This window comes from Mesorhizobium sp. Cs1299R1N1 (assembly GCF_037179655.1).
Taxonomy (GTDB): Bacteria; Pseudomonadota; Alphaproteobacteria; order Rhizobiales; family Rhizobiaceae; genus Mesorhizobium; species Mesorhizobium salmacidum.
Window position 1 is genome coordinate 336,991 of the sequence record NZ_JAPYKR010000004.1, and the last position, 25,856, is coordinate 362,846.

Annotated in this window: 22 protein-coding genes, 1 pseudogene and 1 riboswitch; of the genes and pseudogenes, 12 read left to right on the plus strand and 11 right to left on the minus strand. The window is 62.6% G+C overall.

Going from position 1 to position 25,856, the window contains the following annotated elements; genetic code table 11:
• Position 1: 1 nt before the first annotated feature.
• From O7A70_RS11505 to O7A70_RS11520, 4 genes are all read right to left on the minus strand, one after another.
• Positions 2-730, minus strand: a complete 729-nt coding sequence (locus O7A70_RS11505) for a FadR/GntR family transcriptional regulator (protein ID WP_337140479.1) — start codon at positions 728-730, stop codon at positions 2-4.
• Between the two features lie 93 nt (positions 731-823).
• Positions 824-2,362 (minus strand): FAD-dependent monooxygenase, encoded by a 1,539-nt coding sequence (locus O7A70_RS11510; protein WP_337140480.1) that lies wholly within the window; start codon positions 2,360-2,362, stop codon positions 824-826.
• Positions 2,363-2,915: 553 nt separating this feature from the next.
• On the minus strand, positions 2,916-4,289 hold the full coding sequence (locus O7A70_RS11515; protein ID WP_027144982.1) for a PleD family two-component system response regulator: 1,374 nt from the start codon (positions 4,287-4,289) through the stop codon (positions 2,916-2,918).
• A gap of 33 nt (positions 4,290-4,322) precedes the next feature.
• The gene (locus O7A70_RS11520; protein ID WP_006334976.1) at positions 4,323-4,694 is read right to left on the minus strand and encodes a response regulator; all 372 of its coding nucleotides are present in this window, start codon (positions 4,692-4,694) and stop codon (positions 4,323-4,325) included.
• A gap of 245 nt (positions 4,695-4,939) precedes the next feature.
• Between O7A70_RS11520 and O7A70_RS11525 the strand changes: the two genes are divergently transcribed.
• Both O7A70_RS11525 and O7A70_RS11530 read left to right on the plus strand, forming a co-directional pair.
• Positions 4,940-5,239, plus strand: coding sequence for a DUF3572 domain-containing protein (locus O7A70_RS11525; protein ID WP_337140481.1), 300 nt, complete (start codon positions 4,940-4,942; stop codon positions 5,237-5,239).
• Positions 5,236-5,898 carry a hypothetical protein gene (locus O7A70_RS11530; RefSeq protein ID WP_337140482.1) on the plus strand — a complete coding sequence of 221 codons (663 nt, stop codon included), beginning with the start codon at positions 5,236-5,238 and terminating at the stop codon, positions 5,896-5,898. Before O7A70_RS11525 ends, O7A70_RS11530 begins: the two co-directional genes overlap by 4 nt.
• Before the next feature lie 60 nt (positions 5,899-5,958).
• On the opposite strand, the gene O7A70_RS11535 is transcribed toward O7A70_RS11530, so the two are convergent.
• Entirely contained in the window at positions 5,959-7,536 is a 1,578-nt protein-coding gene (locus tag O7A70_RS11535) for a hypothetical protein (protein WP_337140565.1), read from the minus strand.
• A gap of 266 nt (positions 7,537-7,802) precedes the next feature.
• A complete protein-coding gene (locus O7A70_RS11540) occupies positions 7,803-8,378 on the minus strand; it encodes a GNAT family N-acetyltransferase (RefSeq protein WP_337140483.1) in 576 nt (191 codons plus the stop codon).
• A 65-nt stretch (positions 8,379-8,443) separates the two neighbouring features.
• Here O7A70_RS11540 and O7A70_RS11545 point away from each other — a divergent pair, with 65 nt between their 5' ends.
• Positions 8,444-9,772 carry a DNA polymerase IV gene (locus O7A70_RS11545; RefSeq protein ID WP_337140484.1) on the plus strand — a complete coding sequence of 443 codons (1,329 nt, stop codon included), beginning with the start codon at positions 8,444-8,446 and terminating at the stop codon, positions 9,770-9,772.
• Positions 9,773-9,778: 6 nt separating this feature from the next.
• On the opposite strand, the gene O7A70_RS11550 is transcribed toward O7A70_RS11545, so the two are convergent.
• The gene (locus O7A70_RS11550; protein WP_337140485.1) at positions 9,779-10,285 is read right to left on the minus strand and encodes a hypothetical protein; all 507 of its coding nucleotides are present in this window, start codon (positions 10,283-10,285) and stop codon (positions 9,779-9,781) included.
• Between the two features lie 185 nt (positions 10,286-10,470).
• Here O7A70_RS11550 and O7A70_RS11555 point away from each other — a divergent pair, with 185 nt between their 5' ends.
• Positions 10,471-11,352, plus strand: coding sequence for a DMT family transporter (locus O7A70_RS11555; protein WP_337140486.1), 882 nt, complete (start codon positions 10,471-10,473; stop codon positions 11,350-11,352).
• Between the two features lie 9 nt (positions 11,353-11,361).
• Here the strand turns inward: O7A70_RS11555 and O7A70_RS11560 are convergent, their stop codons facing one another.
• The 3 genes from O7A70_RS11560 to O7A70_RS11570 all read right to left on the minus strand — a co-directional run bounded on the left by O7A70_RS11560 (position 11,362) and on the right by O7A70_RS11570 (position 17,867).
• On the minus strand, positions 11,362-12,165 hold the full coding sequence (locus O7A70_RS11560) for a potassium channel family protein (RefSeq protein WP_337140487.1): 804 nt from the start codon (positions 12,163-12,165) through the stop codon (positions 11,362-11,364).
• Between the two features lie 55 nt (positions 12,166-12,220).
• Entirely contained in the window at positions 12,221-15,748 is a 3,528-nt protein-coding gene (gene dnaE / locus O7A70_RS11565; RefSeq protein WP_337140488.1) for a DNA polymerase III subunit alpha, read from the minus strand.
• A gap of 106 nt (positions 15,749-15,854) precedes the next feature.
• Positions 15,855-17,867 (minus strand): acetyl/propionyl/methylcrotonyl-CoA carboxylase subunit alpha, encoded by a 2,013-nt coding sequence (locus O7A70_RS11570; protein WP_337140489.1) that lies wholly within the window; start codon positions 17,865-17,867, stop codon positions 15,855-15,857.
• Positions 17,868-18,116: 249 nt separating this feature from the next.
• On the opposite strand from O7A70_RS11570, the gene O7A70_RS11575 reads away from it, so the two are divergent.
• From O7A70_RS11575 to O7A70_RS11605, 7 genes and pseudogenes are all read left to right on the plus strand, one after another.
• The gene (locus tag O7A70_RS11575; protein ID WP_172736957.1) at positions 18,117-19,244 is read left to right on the plus strand and encodes an S-(hydroxymethyl)glutathione dehydrogenase/class III alcohol dehydrogenase; all 1,128 of its coding nucleotides are present in this window, start codon (positions 18,117-18,119) and stop codon (positions 19,242-19,244) included.
• A gap of 83 nt (positions 19,245-19,327) precedes the next feature.
• Positions 19,328-19,897, plus strand: a complete 570-nt coding sequence (gene gfa, locus O7A70_RS11580; protein ID WP_337140490.1) for an S-(hydroxymethyl)glutathione synthase — start codon at positions 19,328-19,330, stop codon at positions 19,895-19,897.
• Positions 19,898-19,962: 65 nt separating this feature from the next.
• Positions 19,963-20,430 carry a YaiI/YqxD family protein gene (locus O7A70_RS11585; protein ID WP_027144995.1) on the plus strand — a complete coding sequence of 156 codons (468 nt, stop codon included), beginning with the start codon at positions 19,963-19,965 and terminating at the stop codon, positions 20,428-20,430.
• Between the two features lie 30 nt (positions 20,431-20,460).
• Positions 20,461-21,154: pseudogene (locus tag O7A70_RS11590) on the plus strand (DUF1345 domain-containing protein).
• A gap of 86 nt (positions 21,155-21,240) precedes the next feature.
• Positions 21,241-22,122: a cytochrome b/b6 domain-containing protein gene (locus O7A70_RS11595; RefSeq protein ID WP_337140491.1), complete on the plus strand. Its 882-nt coding sequence runs from the start codon at positions 21,241-21,243 to the stop codon at positions 22,120-22,122.
• 1 nt (position 22,123) lies between these two features.
• Positions 22,124-22,915, plus strand: a complete 792-nt coding sequence (locus O7A70_RS11600; protein ID WP_337140492.1) for a molybdopterin-binding protein — start codon at positions 22,124-22,126, stop codon at positions 22,913-22,915.
• The gene (locus tag O7A70_RS11605) at positions 22,851-23,351 is read left to right on the plus strand and encodes a GNAT family N-acetyltransferase (protein WP_337140493.1); all 501 of its coding nucleotides are present in this window, start codon (positions 22,851-22,853) and stop codon (positions 23,349-23,351) included. Before O7A70_RS11600 ends, O7A70_RS11605 begins: the two co-directional genes overlap by 65 nt.
• Here the strand turns inward: O7A70_RS11605 and O7A70_RS11610 are convergent.
• Positions 23,348-24,349: a hypothetical protein gene (locus tag O7A70_RS11610; RefSeq protein WP_337140494.1), complete on the minus strand. Its 1,002-nt coding sequence runs from the start codon at positions 24,347-24,349 to the stop codon at positions 23,348-23,350. The genes O7A70_RS11605 and O7A70_RS11610 overlap by 4 nt on opposite strands.
• 173 nt (positions 24,350-24,522) lie before the next feature.
• A riboswitch (glycine riboswitch) is annotated at positions 24,523-24,609 on the plus strand.
• Between the two features lie 149 nt (positions 24,610-24,758).
• Between O7A70_RS11610 and gcvT the strand changes: the two genes are divergently transcribed.
• Positions 24,759-25,856, plus strand: a complete 1,098-nt coding sequence (gene gcvT / locus O7A70_RS11615; RefSeq protein ID WP_337140495.1) for a glycine cleavage system aminomethyltransferase GcvT — start codon at positions 24,759-24,761, stop codon at positions 25,854-25,856.

A 25,856-nucleotide genomic window follows, 5' to 3' on the forward strand; every position in this document is an offset into this window, starting at 1 on the left:
CTCAGGTCCGAAGTTTGAGTTTGGCCGCACCGCGCTTCAGGTCGTCCTCGACGGTGGCGATGAGCTTCAGCGCCTCGGCGCGAGCGCCCCGTGGATCGCGTGCCGCGATGCATTCGTAGATGGTGCGGTGATAGGGAAAGCTGGCATGGCCGAAATCGCGCACGCCGAGCGGATGCTCCCAGAAGCGATGGAACAGTTCGTGCATGGCGGCGATGATCTGTTCGAACAGCGGATTGCCGGAGACCCGGTAGATCGCCTGGTGGAATTCCCAGTCCTCTTCCGACGACATGCCGTCAAGGGTGCGAAACGCCTGCTCCATGATATCAAGCTTGCGTTCGATCTCGGCAATGTCGGCCGGGCTTGCCCGCTCAGCGCACAGCGCCGCCGCTTCCGCTTCCAGCGCGCGGCGGATTTCCAGCGTCTGCATCAGGCTGGTGAAGTCATTGCCGCCCGCCAGCGTCAGCGGCAGATGCAGCATGTCGGGCGAGACGACCGCCTTGAGATAGGTGCCGCTGCCTTGCCGTCGTTCGACCAGGCCCAATCCTTCCCACCGCGTCAGCGCCTCGCGCACCGTGTTGCGGCTGACCTTGAGCCGTTCGGCCAGGATGCGCTCGGTCGGCAGTCGCTCACCAGGCTGCAAGGCCTCGGCGCGGACGAAACCCACCAATGCCTTCAGCACGGCGTCGTCACGCGCCGTCGTCTGAATGGGTGGCAGGCTGTTCTGGTCCACACTTCCTCCAAGTGGTCCAATGGTCCAATGGTCCAACCAATTTCTACATAGATGGGCTCTCCTGTCAATCGCTTGTCAGGAGGCAACCAGTCTTCAGCCTGTGGAAGGTTGTGACGCGCTGCGTTCAAAAGGATACCCGGCCGCGGCAGCCGGTCCGAACCATCTGGTCAGCGCATCGGCCAATCCCTGTTGCGTCCCAAGTCCGACCCAGGCTACGTATCCATCGGGCCGGATCAAAACCGCGTCGGGTGCAGCGACCGTTCCCAGTACAGGAAGCTCCCAGGCACCGGCATACCCGGCATCGATGTGCCGGATCCGATCGACCCAAGGCGCGATGTCCAGCCTGCCTGGTTCACCGAAATTGAGGAGCAGCGGCCGCGCGTCGTGCAGGAAGGTAAACAGCCGTAGCGGCCCGTTGGCGGTGGTGAGGTCGAGATCGGGCATGCGCCGCCCAAGCAGCGCGTGCCCTTCCCCGAGGTCGTAGTGGACACCCAGGCCGGACATCTCCGCGGCGATCCGTTTGCGTGGCCCGTCCATGGCGAGCAGCTCGGCAAAGGTATCGCTCAATGCCTTGGTGCGTGCATCCATACGACGAAGCGCGACCTGCGCGAGCGCGTTGCGCAGCACGCGGGCGGCGACCGGATGGCGTTCGGCATGGTAGCTGTCGAGCAGGCTGTCCGGTGATACCAGCTTGATCACCTGTGCCAGTTTCCATCCGAGGTTGACCGCGTCCTGCATGCCGATGTTGAGGCCCTGTCCGCCCATTGGGGGATGGATGTGCGCGGCGTCACCGGCCAGCAGCACACGTCTGTCGCGGTAGGCGGCAGCCTGGCGCGTCATGTCGGTGAACCGCGAAATCCAGGTCGGACTGTGGACCCCGTAATCGGTGCCGTACACCGCGACGAGCGCCTCACTGAGATCGCGCAGCGTCGGTTCGCCACCAATGGTCAGTTGCCTCTCGGTCAGCACGACACCCACCCGGCCACTTTCCTCGATCTTGCCGATCGCATGAATACCGTAGGCGTCGCTGCGAAAGCCCAATGCAGGTTCCTCCGCCATCTCGACCTCGGCGATCATCCAGCTCATCGTCGGATCCCATCCGTCGAACGCGATGCCCGCCGCCTTGCGGATCATGCTGCGTCCGCCGTCGCAGCCGACGAGATACTGGGCCCTCAGGCACCGGCCACCGGAAAGATCGACGTCGACGCCACCATCATCCTGTGCGAAACCCGTGACATCCTGTCCGCGATAGATCGGCACCCCCAACTCGCTGATCCAGTCGGCCAATATCCGCTCTATATGGTTTTGCCGCAGCGCCAGCAGATAGTTGTGCCGCGTGGGAAAATCGCTGATGTCCAGCCGGATCATGTGAAATCCCACGGACGGCGATGGCTGTCCCTGCGAGAGGAACCGGTCCGCAATTCCGCGCTGGTCGAGCACCTCGATGGTGCGTGCGTGCAGGCCACCCGCCCGCGAACCGATGAGTTCCTGATTCGGCCGCCGCTCGACAATGGCCACATCGACGTCAGCCAATGCGAGTTCGCCGGCCAACATCAACCCGGTCGGACCGCCTCCGGCGATCACCACCGCATGGTCCCGACGCACTTGGCCTGTTGGCAACAATTCCGGCATTTCGCCACTCCCGTTTCCGTTAACCTGGGTCGCGGTTTTACGGGAACAGCCGGGTCTTGCCGCAAGCCCCTTGTGCGCCATATCTATGAAATGGAGGGGGTAGCTTCTCTCCGTCCCCTTTTGTGAACGGCAGCGAAAAGTCACGACCTTGCGAAATGATAGCACGCGAGGTGCAACTGAAGCCGTTACAATCCAGGTTCAGACCCTGCCGCGCACAAAAAAGCCCCGGCACTTCCGGGGCTTGACGCAGATTCCTAATGTCACATCGGAAAAGGGGGCCGGTCGGCGTTTGGCAGCGGTACGAGGAGGCCACTATGTGCCAGCGCCGGCCGGCCGACCCCACGGACCCAGGAGATGCGGCGGACCTGAGCATCATGGGGTATTCCTGAGGGACCGAGCCGGCGATCTACCCTCGTGCCGGCTTCGTCTTGGCCTGCACATTTACGCAAGAGCTTATGAAAATCAACAGTTTCTTAACCAAGGCTCGCGAATCGCTTGGATTAAGGTAAATGGGTAACCCTGTTGGGTTGACCGGATAATCCGGCCCGGACCGTCAGGCCGCCTTGGCAACGACGCGGTTGCGGCCGCCGCTCTTGGCTTCGTAGAGCGCGAGATCGGCGCGCTTCATCAGCGCCGCCACCGTATCAACGCCCTTCAGCACCGATGACACGCCAACGCTGACGGTGACCTCGATCGTCTTGCCGTCGGCACCGATGGCGAACGGCATCTGGGCGATTTCGGCGCGGATGCGCTCGGCCACTTTCTCGGCCACGGTGCCGTCGGTGTCCGGCATCACCACCACGAACTCCTCGCCGCCGAACCGGCAGGCAAGGTCGATACCCCTGACGTTCTTGCGCAGCCGCCGTGCGAATTCGCGCAGCACATCGTCGCCGCCGTCATGGCCGTGCGTGTCATTGATGGACTTGAAGCGGTCGAGATCCGTGATCATCACCGACAGCGGCCGGCGCCGCGCCACGGCGCGGTCGAACAGCGTCTGCAGATGGCTGTCGAGATAGCGGCGGTTGTGCAGACCGGTCAGGCCGTCGGTCACTGCCATTTCGATGGTCTGGGTAACGCTGGCGCGCAATTGGTCGTTGTAGCGCTTGCGGCGCACCTGGGTGCGCAGCCGCGCCGTCAGTTCCTGCTGGTCGATCGGCCGCATCAGATAGTCGTTGATGCCGAGTTCCAGCCCTCGGATGATGCGCTCCTCCTCGCCCTCCTCCGCCAAAAGGATGATCGGCACGAAACGGGTGCGGTCGAGCGAGCGCAATTGCGAGCAGAGCCTGAGCGGATCGAAATCGGCGAACGCCGTCGAGATCATCACGCATTCATAGGGCGTTTCGGCGGCCTGGAAGAACCCGGCATGCGGATCGCCGGTGACGTCGAGGTCGGCCCGGTCGCGCAACATCTTCTGGATGCGCTCGACCGACGATTTGCGCTCATCGATCAAAAGCACTTTCGGCGTCGTGTCCTCGGACGCGAAATTGCGGCTCAAAAGTTCTTCGATGCCGATGTTGCGTGTGGTCGAGGCGCGCAGCCGAAGCTCGTCGGTCAACGACTTCAGGCGGACCAGGCTCTTGACGCGCGTCATCAGCTGCAGATCGTTGACCGGCTTGGTCAGGAAATCGTCGGCGCCGGCCTCCAGCCCGCGCACGCGATCGGAAACCTGGTCGAGCGCCGTGATCATCACCACCGGAATGTGCGACGTCGCCGGATCGCTCTTCAGCCGCCGGCAGACTTCGAACCCGTCCATATCGGGCATCATCACGTCGAGCAGCACGACGTCGACCTTGCCGTTCTCGCAGGTCTCGATCGCGTCGGGCCCGTTGGTGGCGGTCAGCACCTCGAAATATTCGGCCAGCAGCCGGACCTCCAGCAGCCTGACGTTGGCAGGGATGTCGTCGACGACGAGGATCCGCGCGGTCATTTCACAAGGCTCCGGCTCGGCTGGAAGGGAACATCAGGCATCGCCCAGATAGGATTTGATGGTTTCGATGAAGCGCGGCACCGAGATCGGCTTCGAAATATAGGCCTCGCAGCCGCCCTGGCGGATGCGTTCCTCGTCGCCCTTCATCGCGAAGGCAGTCACGGCAATGACCGGGATGACGTGCAGATCGTCGTCCTCCTTCAGCCATTTGGTCACTTCCAGCCCCGACACTTCTGGCAGTTGGATGTCCATCAGGATGAGGTCCGGCCGGTGCTGGCGCGCCAGATCGAGCGCTTCCAGACCGTTGCGGGTGCGCACCGTCTCGTAGCCGCTTGCTTCGATGAGGTCCCGAAAGAGCTTCATATTGAGCTCATTGTCCTCGACGATCATGACCTTCTTAGGCATCGAAATCCCGTCCCGGCCGTCCTCCGCCCGGAGGTGGCCGTCATGCGCTCTTTCCTTGGACGCACCAAACCCTGCTTCACGATACGGCAATATGATTGACGAAACGGAAACCCGTGGCCTGCAAGCAGCACGAATTCCGCCGCGCCTCCCGCGCATCCAAAAGGCGCGCCGCGCTCTAATGGCTTGCCGCGGCCAACTCTTGCCATTACTGCGGGAGAGACTCATTCCACACACCGAAGGTAGTGATGGCAAACGCAGCGTCAATGCGCGAAGAGGCCGAAACCATTGCCGTGAAGGCATTGGGCTTCGTTGCCGCCGATCCGGAGCTTTTACCGCGCTTTCTGGCGATCACCGGAATAGAGGCGCATTCGATCCGCCGGGCGGCCGGCGAGCCGGGTTTCCTGGCCGGCGTCCTGCAATTCATTCTCGCCCACGAGCCGACTTTGATGCGCTTCGCCGAGGAAACCGGCACGCCACCGGCGGCTGTCGGCAAGGCGTTGCGCGCCTTGCCGCTTGGCGATGACAATCACGATCGTTCCACATGAGCGATGATCCCGAAACGGCGCGCCAGATCGAGGAACTGGCGGCTGACGACAGGCCGCTGCTCGTGCTCGACGTCGACGACGTGGTGCTCGAATTCATCCGCCCCTTCCCGCATTTCCTCAAGGCGCGTGGCTATGGCCTGACGCTGGCATCCTTCCGGCTGACCGGTAACATTGCCGAAACGGCCAGCGGCCGGCTGATCGAACAACTCGAAGTCGCGGCACTTTTGGGTGATTTCTTCGACGCGCAAGCCGATTGGCAGACCATCACCGATGGAGCCGCGGAAGCTCTGACGGGGCTTGGAGACCGCGCGGAAATCATATTGCTGACGGCCATGCCGCACAGGCATCGTGCCGTGCGGCGCGCCCATCTCGACGCCCTCGGGCTAAGCTATCCGCTGCTGACCACCGAAATGGCCAAGGGACCGGCGGTGGCCAGGCTGCGCGGCAAGACCGGGCGGCCGGTGGTCTTCGTCGACGACCAACCGGCCAATCTGGCGTCGGTGAGGGAATCTGTCGCCGACGCAAATCTTTTCCATCTGATGGCCGACAATTCGCTGCGCGCGTTCCTGCCGTCGGTCCCGGACGATGTCGTGGTCGTCCAGGATTGGCACCAAGCCGCGCCGAAGATCGCGGCCGCGCTGGGACTTCAGGCGCTTTGACGCACTTCCGCGCGGAAAACTGCTTTACACTTTTCCTGGAATTGGTCGAGGGCAGAAACCTCAAGGATTGAGCTTAGCCCCTGCCCCGCCGTTAGCGCTGCCGCCGTTAGCGCTGCCGCCATTGTCACCGCCGCCATTGTCGCTACCGCCGCTCTCGTCGTCCGAGCCGTCACCATCGTCGACGCTGTCGTCCACCGCTGGGTCAGCGGGCTTCAGCATGACGCCGTTGACGGCGACCGAGCCGTCGGCCTTGGTGTTGATGACCCATTCCAGCTTGCCGTCCGGCAGCGTCTTGGCAAAACCCTTCGCCATGAGAGCGACAGGCACGTACTGCCCGACCTCCGGCTCCGCCTTCGCTGCTTCCTGCAGATGTTCCATGATCTTGTCGAAGCCGGCGACGTCGACAGTGAGATTTGCGTCAGGTTTCTGGCCGAAGCTTGTCATCTCGCCTTCCAGCGCGATTTCCATGTCCTTGTTCTTCACGGTGCTGTGGCCGATGACGACCTTCGGCGTCTTGGCAAGGAAGTCGGCTTTGAGCTGGTCGCCGAACTCGGCCGGCAGCGGCGGATCCTGATTGAGATCAAAGGCTTCGATCGCCTTCTTCGCCATGCTGTCGAGATCGATGTTGGCGCCGCCGAAGTTCAGGTCGATATCGGTGGGCAGTAGCGCCACGCTCCAGCTCGGCAGGAGCTGCTGCGGCACGGTCAGCCCCGAAGCCTTGATGCCATAGCTGACCTTGCCGTTCTGGGCGACCCCGTCAGAACCGAACGCTATGCCGAACTGGGTTGCCCCGAACGTACCAATCGGGCTGTCGACCGCGAAATCCTTGAAGCCATAGGTTCCGTCGATACGCTCCCACACGGGAAGTGCTGCAAGCAGAAGCGACTTGAGCTGCGCCTGGTTTGCCTTCAGCGTCTTCTCGTCCTCATTGGCCACGGCAAACGCCAGGAGGTCGAGCAGAGGCTTGGTCTGCACACCCTTGCCGCCGGCCTCCACAGAAAATTCCGGCGACTTCACGGTAACGGGAAAATTCAGCCCGTTCTCGGGATCATTGAATTTTATCGCTTCGACGAAGTTCGAAATCTTTTGCGATGTCGTGAAATCGACGCCGCCATTGGCCGCCTTGGTCGCGGAAAGCGTCACGGTGCCGGCACCGGCGCTCGCCTCCATCTGCTGCTTGCTATCCTGCGACGACATCGTCATCCCGGCAATCGAGCTCGTGGCGCTGGTGAAGGCCGCCAGCTTGGGGTCATAAACGCCGCTGCCCTTGCCGTCCTTGATCGAAAACCGCGTGCTTTGCTTTCCCTGGGGGCCGTTGAATTCGAAGGACGCGCTCTGCGAAAAATCCATCGAGACATCCCAGGACCCGTCACTGCGCGGCTTGACCAGCAGGGCATAGGGCGCAAAGTCGAATTTCATCAGCTTCTGGTCAGGAAAGCTGCTGGCAAGCGCCTTGAAATCGAACACGATCTTGTAGGCGTCGCCTTCGGCCGAAACCTTCAGGATACCCTTATCGAGCGCCTGTTTGCCGACATAGCGGGACAGGTCATCGGACAATTGCTTGGCGCCCTGGCTGTCGACGGTCTGGCCGAAAGCAGGCGCACTGAGCAGAAGCGCGGTAAAGGCAATTGGCAACATACGGTTCACGGGAATTCTCCGTTCGGTCGAAAGCAAAATTCGTTTCGTGTCTCTGGTAGGGAAATACCATCACGACTGCAAGACGATGACGGCCAGGCATTCGGCTTCAACATCAGCCGCATCAGCGGCGAATGGTTCGTCGACCAGCCGCGCAATCTGGCACCGCTGCAGAATAAAGGATTCAGTTTCGCCTCGCTCCCCTTATTTCCCGATGAGCAACATCACTTTGCTGTAGAAATACCATGCAACTACAAGCTGAAGTTTTCCTACAATATCAGCCGCATCAGCGGCCGGCCGGCCTTGCGCTCCACAAGCCTCTCGAAGCCGGCCTTCTCGAAGACCCCAGATGAGCCGACAAACAGGCCGATTGAACGCGAATCGCGGGACAGGTCGATCGGGCAGGCCTCGACAAGCCGCGCCCCGTTCCTGCGGGCGAAATCGATGCCGCCTTCGACGAGGCGGTGCGTGATGCCCCTGCCGCGCGCCTTGGCGCGGATGAAAAAGCACGAGATCGCCCAGACGGCCGGATCGGACGCGTCGGCGGGATCGATCGGCGCCGAGCCCCTGCCCTTGTTGTTCCATTCGGGCACGTCCGCGCGTGGCCCGATCTGCATCCAGCCAACCGCCTTGCCACCCTCGAAAGCCAGCAGGCCAGGTGGTGGGCCGGCCTCGATACGCGCCTTGATGTGGTCCTTGTTGCGTTCACGGCTGCTCTCGCGCCGCGCCGCCGGCGCCAGCCGGAAATGCGTGCACCAGCAGCCATAACAGGCGCCCTGCTTGCCAAAAAGGTCCTCGAATTCAGGCCAGAGCTCAGGCGCCAGCGGCACTACCGTCGTGCTCATGCGTTCTCCCCAGGCCAGGCTTGTCGCTGGCCTTGCGCTGTCGTACCATTGCTTCTGTTCTCTTTATGTTCGCAGCGATGGCGGCTCCTGTCAACAATCCCGATCACGGTTTTTGTCGTGACTGCCTGACGTTTCAGCGCGGTGAAACGCGCCGCTGCGAACGCTGCGGCAGCCCTCGCCTTGCCCGCCATCCCGAGCTTTACCGGCTGCATCTGGCCCATATCGATTGCGATGCGTTCTACGCGGCCATCGAAAAGCGTGACGACCCGGCGCTCAAGGACAAGCCGCTGATCATTGGCGGCGGCAAGCGCGGCGTCGTCTCCACCGCCTGCTATATCGCGCGCATCCGCGGCGTGCGCTCCGCCATGCCGATGTTCAAGGCGCTCGAAGCCTGCCCCGAGGCGGTCGTGATCGCGCCGAACATGGAAAAGTACGTGGCCGTCGGCCGCGAGGTGCGCGCCATGATGCAGGCCTTGACGCCGCTGGTCGAGCCGCTGTCGATCGATGAGGCATTCCTGGATCTCGCCGGCACCGAGCGGCTGCACGGCCTGCCGCCGGCGGTGGTGCTGGCGCGCTTCGCGCTGGCCGTGGAGAAGGAGATCGGCATCACCGTTTCATCTGGCCTGTCCTACTGCAAGTTTCTCGCCAAGATAGCGTCCGACTTCCGCAAGCCGCGCGGCTTCTCCGTCATTGGCGAGGCCGAAGCGGTCGGCTTTCTGGCAACGCAGCCGGTGACCATGATCTGGGGTGTCGGCAAGGCGTTCAACGCGACGCTCGAACAGGATGGCATCCGCACCATCGGCCAGCTTCAGAAGATGGAACGCGGCGACCTGATGCGCCGCTATGGGGTAATGGGCGAACGGCTCTACCGGCTTTCGCGCGGTGAGGATGTCCGCCGCGTCGACCCCGACCAGGACGCCAAGAGCGTATCGGCCGAAACCACTTTCGACACCGACATCGCCTCGCTGGAAGAGCTGGTCTCCGTGCTGAGGGGCCTTTCGGAAAAAGTCTCGGCGCGGCTGAAGAAGTCAGGCATTGCCGGGCGCACCGTCGTGCTGAAGCTGAAGACCCAGGATTTCAAGCTGCGCACGCGCAACCGCCAACTCGGCGACCCGACCCGGCTCGCCGACCGCATCTTTTCGACCGGCGTGGACCTTCTTCGCAAGGAGACGGACGGAACGAAATTTCGATTGCTCGGCATCGGTGTCAGCGACCTCTCCGACGACGATAAGGCCGACCCGCCGGATCTGGTCGATGTCCAGTCGCGCAAGCGCGCCATGGCCGAAGGTGCCATCGATGCGTTGCGCGACAAGTTCGGGCGCAAGGCTGTGCAAACCGGCTACACCTTCGGCAAAGGCCGCGACGCCCATCCACCGGAGCCGCTTGAAGATTGAACCCGATCAGCTGCGCCGAAGATCGATGCGGCTGGTCACAACGCTCTTGCCGGTTTGGGGATCACGGTCGACCACGGTCAAAACAATGCCGTCCGCCCCGTTTTTTTGTACGGTAAGCTGCGCGGTGCGATCGCCATTGACCTCCTTGGCCCAGCGAATGGCGAGGTTTATCGCATTGCCGGAACGGCTTCCGTTCAGCTGCGCCGGTCCGGTGCGCGATCCCACATAGACGCCGCTGTATTTGCCGCCGCTGACCTTCAGACGAGCGCTGATGGCGCGTGTCACCAGGATCAGGCCGCGGCAGTTGCCGTCGAGCGACAGCGAGGTTGAGGTCGCGTTCGACTTGAAGCTGCAAGAGACACCGACGTTCGGCACATCCGTGGTTACCTGAACAGTGCCCTTGCCAGCGAAATTGCCCTTGAACGACTTGAGAAATTTGGTCTCGTCGGCACGAGCCGCGCCGGCAGCAATCACCAGGCAGCCAGCAAGCGCGACTTGCGCGAATCGTCTCATGAAACCCTCCTTGTCGACACGGGAGTGCGCGTTTGCACAGCACGGATACTAGGGGGCTCAACGCCCCTGGCCGTATCGGGTTCCGCCCGCAGCATGACTGCTCTCAAAGCCTTCGCCGCGACTGGCCCAGAAGAATACATGGACTAGCGATTGCTCCGCCAGCCACGGCCTGCGACATAGCGGACATGGCACCCAACCCGTCGATCCTCAAGGCCGCGTTCTGGATGGCGCTGTCGATCACATCGTTCCTGGCGATGTCCGTCGCCGGCCGCGCCACCACAGCCGAACTCAATGTCTTCCAGGTGCTGGAACTGCGTTCGGTCATCGGCTTCTTCATTCTGCTGCCGCTGGTGATGGCGACAGGTGGGCTTGCCGCGATGCGCACGCAGCGGCCGCTGGCCCATATCGCGCGCAATGTCGTCCACTATAGCGGCCAGGCTGCCTGGCTCTACGCGTTGACGCTCATTCCGCTGGCGGTGCTGATCTCGATCGAATTCACCACGCCAATCTGGACGGCGATCCTGGCGGTCACGTTTCTCGGCGAAAGGCTGAGCCGGCCACGGCTCGCGGCGATCGTGCTTGGGCTGATCGGCGTGGTCGTCATCGTGCGTCCAGGCGTCGGCTCGGCCGATGTGGGCCATCTGGTCGTGCTGGGCGCGGCGGTCTGTTTCGGCGTTTCGCTGGTGCTGGTCAAGTCGCTGACGCGCACGGACAGCGTCGTGCGGATCATCTTCTGGATGCTGGTCATCCAGTCCGTGGTCGGCCTTATTCCGGCTCTCTACGAATGGCGCAACCCTTCGCTTGCACTGTGGCCTTGGATCATTCTGATCGGGTTCACCGGCATGTCGTCCCATTTCTGCCTCGCCCGCGCCCTGGCCTATGCCGACGCGACCGTGATCTCGCCGATGGATTTTCTGCGCGTACCGCTGTCGGCATTGATCGGCTGGCTGCTCTATCAGGAGCAGATCGACGCCTTCACCGCCGGCGGCGCATTGCTGATCTTGATGGGCAATCTGCTCAATTTGCAGCGCAAAGCCGTAAAGCCGGCCGAGGTCGCGGCGTCATAGCACTGCCGGTCAGTTCCCTTCGTCTGGAATGTTGAGGACATGACCGCATGCCTTGCAGTGCACGGCGTCCGGCTCATGCCGCCGCAGCCCGCATTGCGGACAGGGAAAGAACACCTTGGCCGGCCGAAAGATCGCCTGCGCCAGCCTGACGAACAGCGATATGCCGATGATCATGGTCACGATCGCTGTCAACTTGCCGGCGATGCCCGGCAGCACGATGTCGCCGAAGCCGGTTGTCGTCACGGTCGCGACGGTGAAGTAAAGCGCGTCGATGTAGTTTTCCAGTCCGGCACCGTTCCGGAAAAAGAACGTGTAAACGAAGCCCGTGATGACAAATAGAAAGGTCAACAGGTTGATGACCGCGTGGCTTGCCTCGCGCCAGGGTCGCAGGCCACGCATCTCGAAATGCCGCCAGATCGAACCGCTGCGCGACAGCGACCACAGCCGCAGAATTCGCAGAAAGCCGAGACTTGCGAGCGCCGCCGGCATCAGCAGCGTCAGAAGGATGAAGGCATCCACCCAGAAGGTCGGCTGCTTCAACAGGCGCAGCATGTCATTGGAGGCCAGCAGCCTGGCAATCAGATCGGCGGCGACCAGAGCCGCCACGGCATAGTCCAGCCACAGAAACGAGGCCGACTGCTGGATGACCGGCGTGGCGATGAAAAAGGCGATGATGGCGAGGTCGATGATGACGGCCACCAGCTGGAACCGGAACGCGGCCGGCGAGCGCCCATGATAGAGCCTGCGCAGCATGTTGCGTAGACGCGCCGTCGCGGAAAGATCCTGCGATGCGCGCGTCCCTTTGGCCTTCATGCCGGCATAAGCGGCAGGTGCCGGCCTGCGGATAGCCGCCTGGCAAGCGCGCAGATCACACCAGTTCCACTTCGACCACACCAGGCACGGCGCGCATCGCCGAGGCGATCTGCGGCGAGACGCGGTAGCCACCATTCAGGGCAATCTCGACCTCGCCCTGCGCCTCCTCCTTGATCACGATAATGCTCACCTGGCTTTCCCCGCGCTGGGTGAGCTGGGATTGGATGATCGAGGCAGGCCCCTCGTTCCTGACGAAAATGCGCAGAGCCTTCTGGACGCGGCTTGCTTCGTCCTCCAGCGATTGGACGGAGTTGATGCGCAGGTTGACACCCTCGGGCCTGTCCTCCGCCGCGACAGTGATGACAACGGAGCGGCCGGCTTCGAGGAGATCGCGATACTGGGCCAATCCTTCTGAAAACAACACGGCCTCGTACTGGCCGGAGGTGTCGGAAAAGGCCACCACGCCCATCTTGTTGCCGGTGCGCGTCTTGCGCTCCTGCTTACTGGTAACGGTGCCGGCAAGCCGGCCGGCGGAAGCGCCGCGCTTGACGGCAGCGGAAAACTCCGCCCAGTTCTGCACCCGCATCTTCTGCAGCGCCGCCTTGTACTCGTCGAGCGGATGCGCCGAGAGATAGAAGCCGACGACCTGGAATTCGCGGTGCAGGCGGTCGGCGGCGAGCCACGGATCGGTCGCCGGCAAATTGAGCGCCTGCGACTGGGCGCCGAGCGAGGCGCCGAAGATATCGGCCTGACCCGAAACGGCGTTCTGCTGGGCGAGCGACGCCAGTCCCATCATCCGCTCGACGCCAGCCAACATCTGGGCGCGATCGTGGCCGAAGCAGTCGAGCGCGCCGGCCATGATCAGGCTTTCGAAAACCCGCTTGCCAACGATCTTCGGGTCGACCCTCTCGCAGAAATCGGCCAGGCTCTTGAACGGCTTTTCGCCGCGAACGACGACGATGTGCTCCACGGCGGCATCGCCCACGCCCTTGAGCGCGGCCATCGAATAATAGATGCGGTTCTCGCCGACCTCGAAGGCACGGAAGCTGGTCATAACGGACGGCGCCAGGACTTCGATGCCCAGGCGCAGCGCATCCTGGCGGAAGTCGGCGAGCTTGTCGGTGTTGCCCATGTCGAGTGTCATCGACGCCGCCAGGAACTCGACCGGATAATGCGCCTTGAGATAGGCGGTCTGGTAGGAGACGACGGCGTAGGCGGCGGCGTGCGACTTGTTGAAACCATAGTCGGCGAACTTGGCCAGCAGATCGAAAATGAAGTCGGCTTGCGGCTTTGCCACGCCGCGCTCGACCGCGCCGGAGACAAAGCGTTCGCGCTGCTTGTCCATCTCGGCGCGGATCTTCTTACCCATGGCGCGGCGCAGAAGGTCGGCTTCGCCTAGCGAATAGCCGGACAGCTCCTGCGCGATCTGCATCACCTGTTCCTGGTAGACGATGACGCCTTGCGTCTCCTTTACCAGATGGTCGATCTTGGGATGGATCGAGGCCATCTCCTCCTCGCCATGCTTTCTGGCGTTGTAGGTCGGGATGTTTTCCATCGGGCCCGGCCGGTAGAGCGCGACCAGCGCGATGATGTCCTCGATGCAGTCCGGCCGCATGCCGATCAGCGCCTTGCGCATGCCAGCACTTTCCACCTGGAACACGCCAACAACCTCGCCGCGCGACAGCATGGCGTAGGTCTCGGGATCGTCGAGCGGAATCGTCGCAAGGTCGATGTCGATGCCGCGGCGGCGGATCAACTTCACCGCCGTCTCCAGCACCGTCAGCGTCTTCAGGCCGAGGAAGTCGAACTTCACCAGCCCGGCCTGCTCGACATATTTCATGTTGAACTGGGTGACCGGCATATCCGAGCGCGGATCACAGTACATCGGCACCAGTTCCGACAAAGGTCGGTCGCCGATAACGATGCCGGCGGCGTGTGTCGAGGCATGGCGGTAGAGGCCCTCCAGCTTCTGCGCCATGTCGAGCAGCGTCTGAACGATCGGTTCCTTCTCGGCCTCCTCGGCAAAGCGCGGCTCGTTGGCGATGGCGTCGGCGAGCTTGACCGGATTGGCCGGATTCTGCGGCACCATTTTCGACAGCTTGTCGACCTGGCCATAGGGCATCTGCAGCACGCGGCCGACGTCGCGCAGCACGGCGCGCGCCTGCAGCGTACCGAAGGTGATGATCTGGCCGACCTGGTCGCGGCCATATTTCTGCTGGACATAGCGGATCACCTCTTCGCGGCGGTCCTGGCAGAAGTCGATGTCGAAGTCGGGCATCGACACGCGGTCCGGATTGAGGAAGCGCTCGAACAGCAGCGAGAAGCGCAGCGGATCGATGTCGGTGATGGTGGTGGAATAGGCGACCAGCGAACCGGCGCCCGAACCACGCCCCGGCCCGACCGGAATGCCTTGCGCCTTGGCCCATTTGATGAAGTCGGCAACGATCAGGAAGTAGCCGGGGAATTTCATCTTCTCGATGATGCCAAGCTCGAATTCGAGCCGCTCACGATATTGCTCGACCGTGTAGCCCGGGGTCGGTCCGTGCAACGCGAGCCGTGCATCAAGGCCCTCGCGCGCTTGGCGGGCCAGTTCCTCGGCCTCGGCCTTTTCGGCCGCGTCCTTGTCGGAGGCATCACCGCCGGTGAAACGCGGCAGGATCGGGCTGCGGGTTTTCGGATAATAGGAGCAGCGCAGCGCGATCTCGATCGTGTTGTCGATCGCTTCCGGCAGGTCGGCGAACAATTTCGCCATATCGGCTTGGCTGCGCAGGAAATTGTCCGGCGACAGCCGGCGGCGGGTGTCGACGGCGACGACCGAACCCTCGGCGATGGCGATCAACGCATCATGCGCCTCATATTCATCGCGCGAAGAGAAGAAGGCCTCGTTGGTGGCAACCAGCGGCAGTTCATGGGAATAGGCGAGATCGATCGAGGATTTCTCGATCATCCGGTCGTAGCCCGAAACCCGGTCCAGCTCGACATAGAGGCGGTCGCCAAACATCGTCTTGAGGGTGACTAGTCGCGCCTCGGCAAGATCGCGGCGATCTTCCTTCAGGGCTATGCCGATCGGGCCGCGCGGCCCGCCACTGAGACAAATCAGGCCGTCACATTGGCCGTCCATCATTTCGGTGGTCAGGTGCACCGCTTCACCGGGCGGCGTTTCGAGATAAACGCGGCTGACCAGCCGGACGAGATTGGAATAGCCGGCTTCAGTGGCCGCGAGCAGCACGACCGGCCGCATATCGGGGCCTTGCCGACGGCGATCACGCTGGCCATCGCTGTTCTCGCCCGAGAAGGCGAGCGCGATCTGGCAGCCGATGATCGGCTGGATGCCGTCCTTCACCGCCTTTTGCGCGAACTCCAAGGCGCCGAACAGATTGTTGGTGTCGGTGACGGCGATGGCCGGCGCCTCGTCTTTCACCGCGTGGCCAACGATCTTGCCAAGCTGAAGCGCGCCCTCCAGCAGCGAATAGGCCGAGTGCACGCGCAAATGGACGAACGGCCGCGCCGGCACCTCCGGCCGCGCGGCCGCGATCACGGCTTCGCGCTTCAGGGGATCGCGTGGAAGTCTGTCATCCGCCATGGTTTGTCGCGCTGTCCGTAAGACTTGAGTCGATGGAGATATATTGTCCGGGACCGGGCGATACCAGTCCAGCACAAACGACTACTGACCACAGGCTTCCAGCCGCTTAGGCGAATTCCATGATCACAGCGTCGACAGCCAGGCTATCGCCGGGCTTGGCGTTGAGTTTCGCCACGACCAGATCGCGCTCGGCGCGCAGCACGTTTTCCATCTTCATCGCCTCGACCACGGCCAAGGTCTCGCCGGCCTTGACCTCCTGGCCTTCGGCAACGGCTATCGACACGACAAGCCCCGGCATCGGGCAGAGCAGAAGTTTCGACGTATCCGGCGCCACTTTGTCCGGCATCAGCCGTTCCAATTCGGCGGTGCGCGGCAGCATGGCGCGCGCGGTCACCGACATGCCTTTCCAGGCGATGCGAAGGCCATTGGCGACAGGCCGGATCTGGGCGGCAACCCTGCGCTTGCCGACCGTGCCGCGCCAGATGAGGTCACCCGGCCGCCAGTCGGACGAAACGGTCAGCGCCTTGCGGCCATCGATGGACAGGTCGATTTCCATCGGGATGGAAATCATGCCTTCAATGATAGAAACCGGCAGATAATCTTCGCCGATCTTCACCACCCAGTCGCGCTTGAGCGCTCCCGAATGCGGCGCCAGCCGCCCGCCCAGCCGGTCGAGACGGTCGCGGCGCAGCAGCTCCACCGCGGTGACGATTGATGCCAGCACGGCCCTTTCCTCGCTGTTCGGCACGACGGGGGCAAAACCGTCGGGATATTCCTCCGCGATGAAGCCGGTCGATATCTCCCCTTTCCGCCAGCGCGGATGCTGCATCAGCGCCGCCAGGAACGGTATGTTGTGCTCGATGCCGTCGACGACAAAGCTGTCCAGCGCTTCCGACATGGCATCTATTGCCTCGAGCCGCGTCGGCGCCCAGGTGCACAGCTTGGCGAGCATCGGATCGTAGAACATCGAGATTTCCGAGCCTTCGGTGACACCGGTGTCGTTGCGGATGACGATGTCGCCGAACTGTCCTTCCTCCGGTGGCCGGTAGCGCGTCAGCCGGCCGATCGACGGCAGGAAATTGCGATAGGGATCCTCGGCGTAGAGCCGGCTTTCCACCGCCCAACCATTCAGCTTCACGTCGCTCTGCTTGATGGCGAGTTTCTCGCCGGCGGCGACGCGGATCATCTGCTCGACCAGATCGATGCCGGTGACGAGCTCGGTCACCGGATGTTCGACCTGCAATCGTGTATTCATTTCAAGGAAATAGAAGTTTTTGTCCTTGTCGACGATGAATTCGACGGTGCCGGCGCTCTGGTAATCGACAGCCCTGGCCAGCGCCACCGACTGTTCGCCCATGGCCTTGCGCGTCTTGGCATCGAGGAATGGCGACGGCGCCTCTTCCGCCACCTTCTGGTTGCGGCGCTGGATCGAGCATTCGCGTTCGCCGAGATAGAGCGCATTGCCATGCGCGTCGGCCAGCACCTGGATCTCGATATGACGCGGGTCGACGATGAACTTTTCGATGAAGACGCGGTCGTCGCCGAACGAACTCTTGGCTTCCGAGCGCGCCCGGTCAAACCCGTCGCGCACTTCCGACTTATCCCAGGCGATGCGCATGCCTTTGCCGCCACCACCGGCCGAGGCCTTGATCATCACGGGATAGCCGATTTCGCCGGCGATCTTTTCGGCATGGTCTGCATTTTCGATGACGCCAAGCCAGCCCGGAACCGTCGAAACCTCAGCGGCGTTGGCGAACTTCTTCGATTCGATCTTGTCGCCCATCGCCTTGATCGCCTTGGGCTTCGGGCCGATGAAGACGATGCCTTCCGCTTCCAGCGCTTCGCAGAACGCGGCTCGTTCGGACAGGAAGCCATAGCCCGGATGCACGGCCTGGGCGCCGGTCGCCTTGCAGGCGGCGATGATCTTTTCAGGAACGAGATAACTCTGCGCGGCGGGTGACGGCCCGATATGCACCGCCTCGTCGGCCATTTCGACATGCACGGCATCGCGATCGGCATCGGAATAGACGGCGACCGTGGCGATGCCCATCTTGCGCGCCGTCCTGATGACGCGGCAGGCGATCTCGCCACGGTTGGCGATCAGGATCTTGGTGAACATGCGGGCAGAATTCCCCTCCGGCAGACGGTTCAGTTCTATGGACTATGTCGCCAGGTCTCAAGTGCCGCGGTGGACGACATGAAGGGCGCCCCTCCCGACGCGCCGTCGCGCTCCCTGGCCAGCCGGGCTGGTTGTCGAGCGGTGTGCTATCTGCGCCAACAAAGCCGCGATTTCGTCTCATCTGACTGTTGAAGAGCGGACCAAAACCTGAAACCTTGGACCAAAAATCGCCTTTGGAGGAAATGCCCGATGAAAACCCGCGCCGCTGTTGCTGTCGCCGCCGGAAAGCCACTGGAGATCATGGAGGTCGACCTCGAGGGACCGCGCGATGGCGAGGTGCTGGTCGAGATCAAGGCGACCGGCATCTGCCACACCGACGAGTTCACGCTGTCAGGCGCCGACCCCGAAGGCATCTTCCCGGCCATTCTCGGCCATGAAGGAGCCGGCGTCGTGGTCGATGTCGGCAAGGGCGTCACCTCGGTCAAGAAGGGTGACCACGTCATCCCGCTCTACACGCCGGAATGCCGGCAGTGTCCGTCCTGCCTGTCGCGCAAGACCAATTTGTGCACCGCTATCCGTGCCACGCAAGGCCAGGGCCTGATGCCGGACGGCTCGTCGCGCTTCTCGATCGGCAAGGACAAGATCTTTCATTACATGGGCTGCTCGACCTTCTCCAACTTCACGGTGCTGCCGGAGATCGCGGTCGCCAAGGTCAATCCGGACGCCCCCTTCGACAAGATCTGCTACATCGGTTGCGGCGTCACGACCGGCATCGGTGCGGTCATCAACACCGCCAAGGTCGAGCAAGGTGCGACATCAGTGGTGTTCGGCCTCGGCGGTATCGGCCTCAATGTCATCCAGGGCCTGAAGCTTGCCGGCGCCGATATGATCATCGGTGTCGATTTGAACAACGACAAGAAGGCCTGGGGCGAGCGATTCGGAATGACGCATTTCGTCAATCCGAAGGAGATCGACGGCGACATCGTCCCTCACCTCGTCAACATGACCAAGCGCGGTGCCGACCAGATCGGCGGCGCCGACTACACGTTCGACTGCACCGGCAACACCAAGGTGATGCGCCAGGCGCTGGAAGCCTCGCATCGCGGCTGGGGCAAATCGGTCGTCATCGGCGTCGCCGGCGCCGGTCAGGAGATTTCGACACGGCCGTTCCAGCTGGTGACCGGTCGCAGCTGGATGGGCACCGCCTTCGGCGGCGCACGCGGTCGCACCGACGTGCCGAAGATCGTCGACTGGTACATGGACGGCAAGATCCAGATCGACCCGATGATCACCCACACGCTGAAGCTCGAGGACATCAACAGGGGATTCGACCTCATGCATGAGGGCAAGTCGATCCGGAGTGTCGTGGTTTACTGAAGACGGCCACACGCCGCCGGCCATCCGGCCAGCGACCCCTGTGGTGAAACATGGCCCATAACTGAAATAGGGAGGAAAGAAAAATGGCGGAAAAACTGCATCCGAAAATCGACAATGGGCTGCCCAGGGAAAGCGCGAGCTTTGCCGGCGGCACGCTGGTCTGCGCCTGCACCAGCAAGCCGGTCAAGGTGAAGGTCAAGGGCCAGATCGCCCATAACCACGCCTGCGGCTGCACCAAATGCTGGAAGCCCGAAGGCGCTATATTCTCGGTGGTGGCGGTTGCCGGCACCGGCGATGTCACGATCACCGAGAACGGCGACAAGCTGAAGGTGGTCGACCCCTCAGCGCTGATCCAGCGTCATGCCTGCACCCAATGCGGCGTCCACATGCATGGACCGGTCGAGCGCGATCATCCGTTCAAGGGTCTGTCCTTCATTCACCCCGAGCGCTTCGAGGAAGACGGCTGGTCGCCTCCAGGCTTCACCGCCTTTGTCTCGTCGATCATCGAATCGGGTGTCGACCCGAGCCGCATGGACGGCATTCGTGGCAGGCTGAAGACAATCGGCCTGGAGCCCTACGATTGCCTCAACCCTGGCCTGATGGATTACATTGCCACCTGGACGGCCAAGAAGTCCGGCGCCTTGCCGGCCTGATCATTATAAGATTTTCAGGCAGGGGCCGGATACATTTCCGGCCCCTGCTCGTTTCTGGAGAGACAATGCCCGCACCCGCCATCTACGTCGACGCCGACGCTTGCCCGGTCAAGGCCGAGGTGGAAAAGGTCGCCGAACGCCTTGGCGTCGTCGTCACTTACGTCTCCAATGGCGGCCTGCGCCCATCGCGCGACCCGATGATACGCAATGTCGTGGTCTCCAAGAGCGCCGACGCCGCCGATGACTGGATCGTCGAGAACGCCAAGCCCAACGACATCGTGGTGACGGCGGATATTCCGCTTGCCGCACGTACGGTGGCGCTCGGCGTCCATGTGCTGGGACCGACCGGGCGGCCGTTCACGCCCGAGACGATCGGCATGGCGGTGGCGATGCGCGACCTCAAGCAGCACCTGCGCGAGACCGGCGAGAGCAAGGGCTACAATGCCAGCTTCGCGCCGCAGGACCGCTCCCGGTTTCTCGGCGAACTCGACCGTATCTTGCGGCGGGCGCTGAAATCCGTCACACCGGAGTAGCAACAACGCGCCATCCAGGTGGAGACCGCCATGGCCGCCGAAACCCCGATCGAGAAACCGATGCAGCGCCATATGCTGTTCGCGGTGTCGGCCTGTATCGGTGCGTTTGCGCTGCTTGTGGCGTTGCTGCTGCACGCGCCGCTCTCCTATTCGATCGGCGCCAACGCATTTTTTTGCCGCTTACGTCGTTCTTGTCGTCAGTCAGATGCCCAAGTTCACCGGCAAATATCTCAGCAAGAACGCACGCGCCACCGACCAGCCGGTTCTGGTCATCTTCGCGGTGACGCTCATTGTCGTCGGCGTTGCGCTTATCTCGCTGTTCCTGCTGATCAATCGGAAGGATGGGGATCACCCGATCGAACTCGGCTTCGCACTGCTGTCGATCCCGCTCGGCTGGTTCACCATCCATGCCATGGCGGCGCTCCATTATGCCCATGTCTACTGGATGGACGGCGACGCGGTCGACACCGGCACCAATAAGAAGATCCCGGTCGGTGGCCTGCTGTTCCCGGGCGACAGACGCCCGGAGGGCTGGGATTTCCTCTACTTCTCGACCGTCATCGGCATGACGGCGCAGACCGCCGACACCAACATCTCGACGACGCATATGCGTTGTGTCGTGCTTGTCCACTCGATCCTGTCGTTCTTCTTCAACACGGTCATCGTCGCCGCGGCCGTCAATCTCGCCGTCAGCCTGGGCGGTCCGTCCATAATAAATCCGTGATCGGATGAAACATCGGTTTGGATCGCGACGTATCAGGAGGACAATGAACACGTAGGACAAGCCGCAAGGCCGGGAGACCAGACAAGATGGAATCGGTTGCCAGAAGCCAATCCGAAATTGGACCGGGTCTCCCCGCTTCAAAAGAGAAACCATTGATCTACCGGCAGTCGAGCTGGACGCGGCTGACACACTGGCTCTGGGCCATCTCCTTGTTTTTCATGCTGCTTTCCGGCCTGCAGATTTTCAATGCGCGGCCTCAGCTCTACATCGGCAAGCAATCCGGCTTCGCCTACAACAACACCGTTTTCGCCATAGGCGCCGAAAACACCAATGCCGGGCCGCGCGGTTACACCGAAATCTTCGGGCACCGTTTCGACACGACAGGCGTCCTCGGCTGGTCGGGTCCGGCAGGTAACGAGACGGCGCGCGGTTTCCCATCCTGGGCGACGATCCCCTCCTACTATGACCTCGGCACCGCCCGCGTCATCCATTTCTTCTTTGCCTGGATACTGACGACGACATTGATCGTCTGGCTGGTCGCCAGCCTGATCAACGGCCACATCCGCCGCGATCTGGCGCCGCGCCTGGATGACCTCAAACGCTTGCCGCAGGACATCGCCAATCACGCCAGGCTGAAATTCCACCACACGCGCGAATACAACACGCTGCAGAAGATGGCCTATGGCGGCGTTCTGTTCGTGCTCTTGCCGCTGATGATCATCACCGGCCTCGCCATGTCGCCGAGCATGAATTCGGTGCTGCCGTTCCTCAATGAATTGCTCGGCGGACGGCAGACCGCCCGCACCATCCATTTCACCGTCATGGTTCTGCTGGTCGCCTTCTTCATCATTCACATCCTGATGATTGTGGCCGCCGGGCCAATCAACGAACTGCGTTCGATCATCACCGGCTGGTACCGCACCGATCCTCCCGTGCATGACGACAAAACGCCCGAGAGGAGTGCCTGAAATGGCGAAATTTCAGATCAGCCGCCGGAAATTCCTGACCGCAGCCAGCCTCGGCGCTTCCGGCGTCATGCTGTCGGGCTGCGACGCCTTCGACAGTCAGCTCAGCATCGGCAGCGGCCTGCGCAGTTTCCTCGAAAATGCCAACGGCCTGACCCACAGGGCACAGCGGTTGCTCGGCGGCGGCAATTCGCTGGCGCCGGAATTCACCGAGGCAGATATCCGCCAGCCGCAACGGCCGAACGGCGTGACCGCGCCCGATGACGACACCTACAAGAACCTGCTCGCCAACAACTTCTCCGACTGGCGTCTGGAGGTTTCAGGCCTCGTGGAAAAGCCGCTGTCGCTTACCCGCGAGCAACTGACGAACATGCCGAGCCGCACCCAGATCACCCGTCACGACTGCGTCGAAGGCTGGAGTTGCATCGCCAAGTGGACCGGCACGCCGCTGGCGCTGGTGCTCGACCAGGCGATGGTCAAGCCGCAGGCGCGCTATGTCATGTTCCATTGCCTCGACACGATCGACCGCAGCCTGTCGGGCGACGTCAAATACTACGGCACCATCGACCTGATCGACGCCCGCCACCCGCAAACGATCCTCGCCTATGGCGTGAACGGCAAGCCGCTGCCGGTCGAGAACGGCGCGCCGCTGCGTGTCCGCGTCGAGCGCCAGCTCGGCTACAAGATGCCGAAATATCTCTACAAGATCGAACTGGTCGACGGCTTCGCCAATGTCGGCGGCGGCCGCGGCGGCTATTGGGAGGACAATGGCTACGACTGGTATGGCGGCATCTGATGGCCCCCGCATACAGGCCGAGCACGACCTGTCGCCCGTCGAATTGAGTTCGCTCGAGGAACGTCTCCATCGCGACAATCGGCGTGTAACGGACCGCGATGATGACCGAGGGCTGACCTTTGTGATCCGCGATGATGCGGGACACGCGATCGGAGTTGCCGCCGGCTATTCCTGGGCGGGCGCGTCCGAGCTCACATTGATGTGGATTGACGAGGCTCACCGCGGTCGCGGCTACGCAAGGCAACTGCTCAACGCTTTTGTCGCCGAGGCCGCGGATCGCGGCGTCAAGAATATCTGGGTCTCCAGCCACGACTTCCAGGCACCAGGCCTCTATGAAAAGGCTGGCTTCAAGCGGATGGCCGAATTGGCGGGATGGCCCGAAGGCCATTTCAATATCATTCTTTGCAGAACGATAGCAGCGGACGGTGCGGCTTAGGCAACCTTGTCGAGCAACGACTTCAGCGCCGGATGGATTTCCGGTGAGGCATGCTTGATCAGGGTCAGCAACGCGCGCTCATTCTCGTACAAAGGCCGGTCCGCCCCGATATGCTCGATTAGCCATTCGGCTTCACCAGCATCGATCGTCTCGGCCCGACGGGCCAACGCCTCGGCTGCCCTGTTCTTGGCTTCCCATTCGGTCTCTACGTCGTCAGGAGACCGGTAGGCCTCTATGATGCCGGCAAGGCCGCCGGAGACCATGCGGCTGAAAAACCCGCCGATTTCCGGATCGGCATGATCGAGGAAGGTTTCCTGGCGCAGCGCCACCTCGCGGGTCGGGGCCTCGTAACCGGCCGAGCACATGACGAAATTGGCGATCGCCTTGACGAACAGGTCGTTCCAGGACGGATCGTTGTTGGCCTGGGCTGTCCGCTCGTTGATCCTGAACAGCACCTCGGCCTCGGCCCGGGTGATGGCGATGTTGCCGTCGCCGCCATGGGCATGGAGGATACGGCGCAGAAGCTCGACTTCGGCCTTGGCGATCAATCCGGGCACCAGCGCACCGCCGAGCATCAGCGGTCCCTTGCCGTCGACGACGGCGTGGGCGACCTGCTCCAGCGCGTAGACGCAAAGCCGGCTCGGCGAGGATTTCGCCTCTTCCAGCACATGGACCAGCAATTCGAGTTCGGTCCGGCTGTCGACCAAGCCGTCGCGCGAAATCGTGCGGACCAGCCAGTCGGCATTCTCCTGCGAAATGTAGCCCGAGGGCTTTTCCTGGTGGACGATGTAGTCGGTGACCGCCTCGACGAAGAACGGTGCCCATTCAGCGCATTTGTCCCGCGCCGTCTGGTCGAGCGCGAACAACGCGTCGGCTTCGCCCCGGGTCACCACCCCGTCGGCGAACACGTCGCGGCGCAGCATCACGACATCCTCTGAAGCGATGCGGTTCTTCGAAGTCAGCCCCGCCACCGCAGCGCTCATGATCAATTCGCCCATCTGTCGCCCCCGTCCGCACCAACGCGTCACATCGGCTTGCTATATCAGGAGTGTCTTGAAAAACCGGCAAACGGCGTGGTTAGCGAAGACTTGTCAGAACAATGTCGCTGGGAGGTGACAAGGTGTCGCCGACGGGCTATGGATGGCGCGTCGAGGACTCAGGGTTTGAGTCCTACCTGTTTGCGGGAGAGAGCAGCGAGAGCTGCCGCCGAAGGGGAAATCGCCCGAAATCTCTCAGGCAAAAGAACCGTAGACGGGAAAGACACTCTGGAAAGTCGGGGCTTGCCCCCGCGCCGAAGGTGTAAGCGCCGCTGACAGAGTTCCGGCTGCGCGAGTCTCTCAGGCTTCAGACAGAGGGGCACGGACTGGTCGCCATCCGCGACCGATTGCGTGCGACTCTGGAGACGACATGACGGGCGACGATAGACACCTTCCCCTCGAAGATATCCATGCAGCGGCCGGTGCGCGCTTCGGCGCCTTTGCCGGCTGGTCGATGCCGCTGACCTATCCGGCCGGCGTCATGAAGGAACATCTTCACACCCGCGAACATGCCGGCCTGTTCGACATCTCGCACATGAAGCTGTTCGAGGTCAGCGGGCCGCAAGCGGTTGCGCTGCTCGACCGTGCCTGCCCTTTGGACGCTGGCGCGCTCGAAATCTCGCAATCCAAGCTGACCTTCTTCCTCAATGAGGCGGGCGGCATTCTGGATGATCTGATCGTCACCCGGCTCGGCGATACGAGGTTCATGGTGGTCGCCAATGCCGGTAACGCCATCGCCGACGAAAAGCATTTGCGCGCGCTGGCAGCCGATTTCGATGTAAAGGTCGAGCCTCTCGACCGCGTCTTCCTGGCGATTCAGGGTCCGGAAGCCTGGGCGGCACTTTCCCGCGCCGGCCTCGAAACCGGCTCGCTGCTGTTCATGCACGGCATCGAGCCGCGAAAGAACTGGTTCATGAGCCGGTCCGGTTACACCGGCGAGGACGGTTTCGAGATCGGCCTGCCGGAGGCCGATGCAAGAGAACTCGTCGCCAAGCTGCTCGAGGACGAGCGTGTGCTCTGGATCGGCCTTGCCGCGCGCGACAGCCTGCGGCTGGAGGCAGGCCTCTGCCTGCACGGTCAGGACATCACGCCGGAAACCGACCCGGCCGCGGCGGCGCTTATGTGGACAATCCCGAAAGAGATCCGAGCCTCAGGCACCTTCATCGGCGCCGATGCCTTGCGCGCCGTCGTGGAACGAGGCCCGGCGCAAAAGCGCGTCGGGCTGAAACCGGAGGGTCGCCAGCCGGTGCGTGCCGGTGCTTCTCTGTTTGACACCGACGGCAACCCCGTCGGCCATGTCACATCGGGCGGTTTTGGCCCCTCGGTCGGCCATCCGGTCGCCATGGGCTATGTCGCCACCCCGCTGGCCAAGCCCGGAACGCGGGTCTTCGCCGACGTGCGCGGCACGAAGATCCCGATCGATGTCAGTTCCCTGCCCTTCACGCCTCATCGCTACCGCAAAGGATAG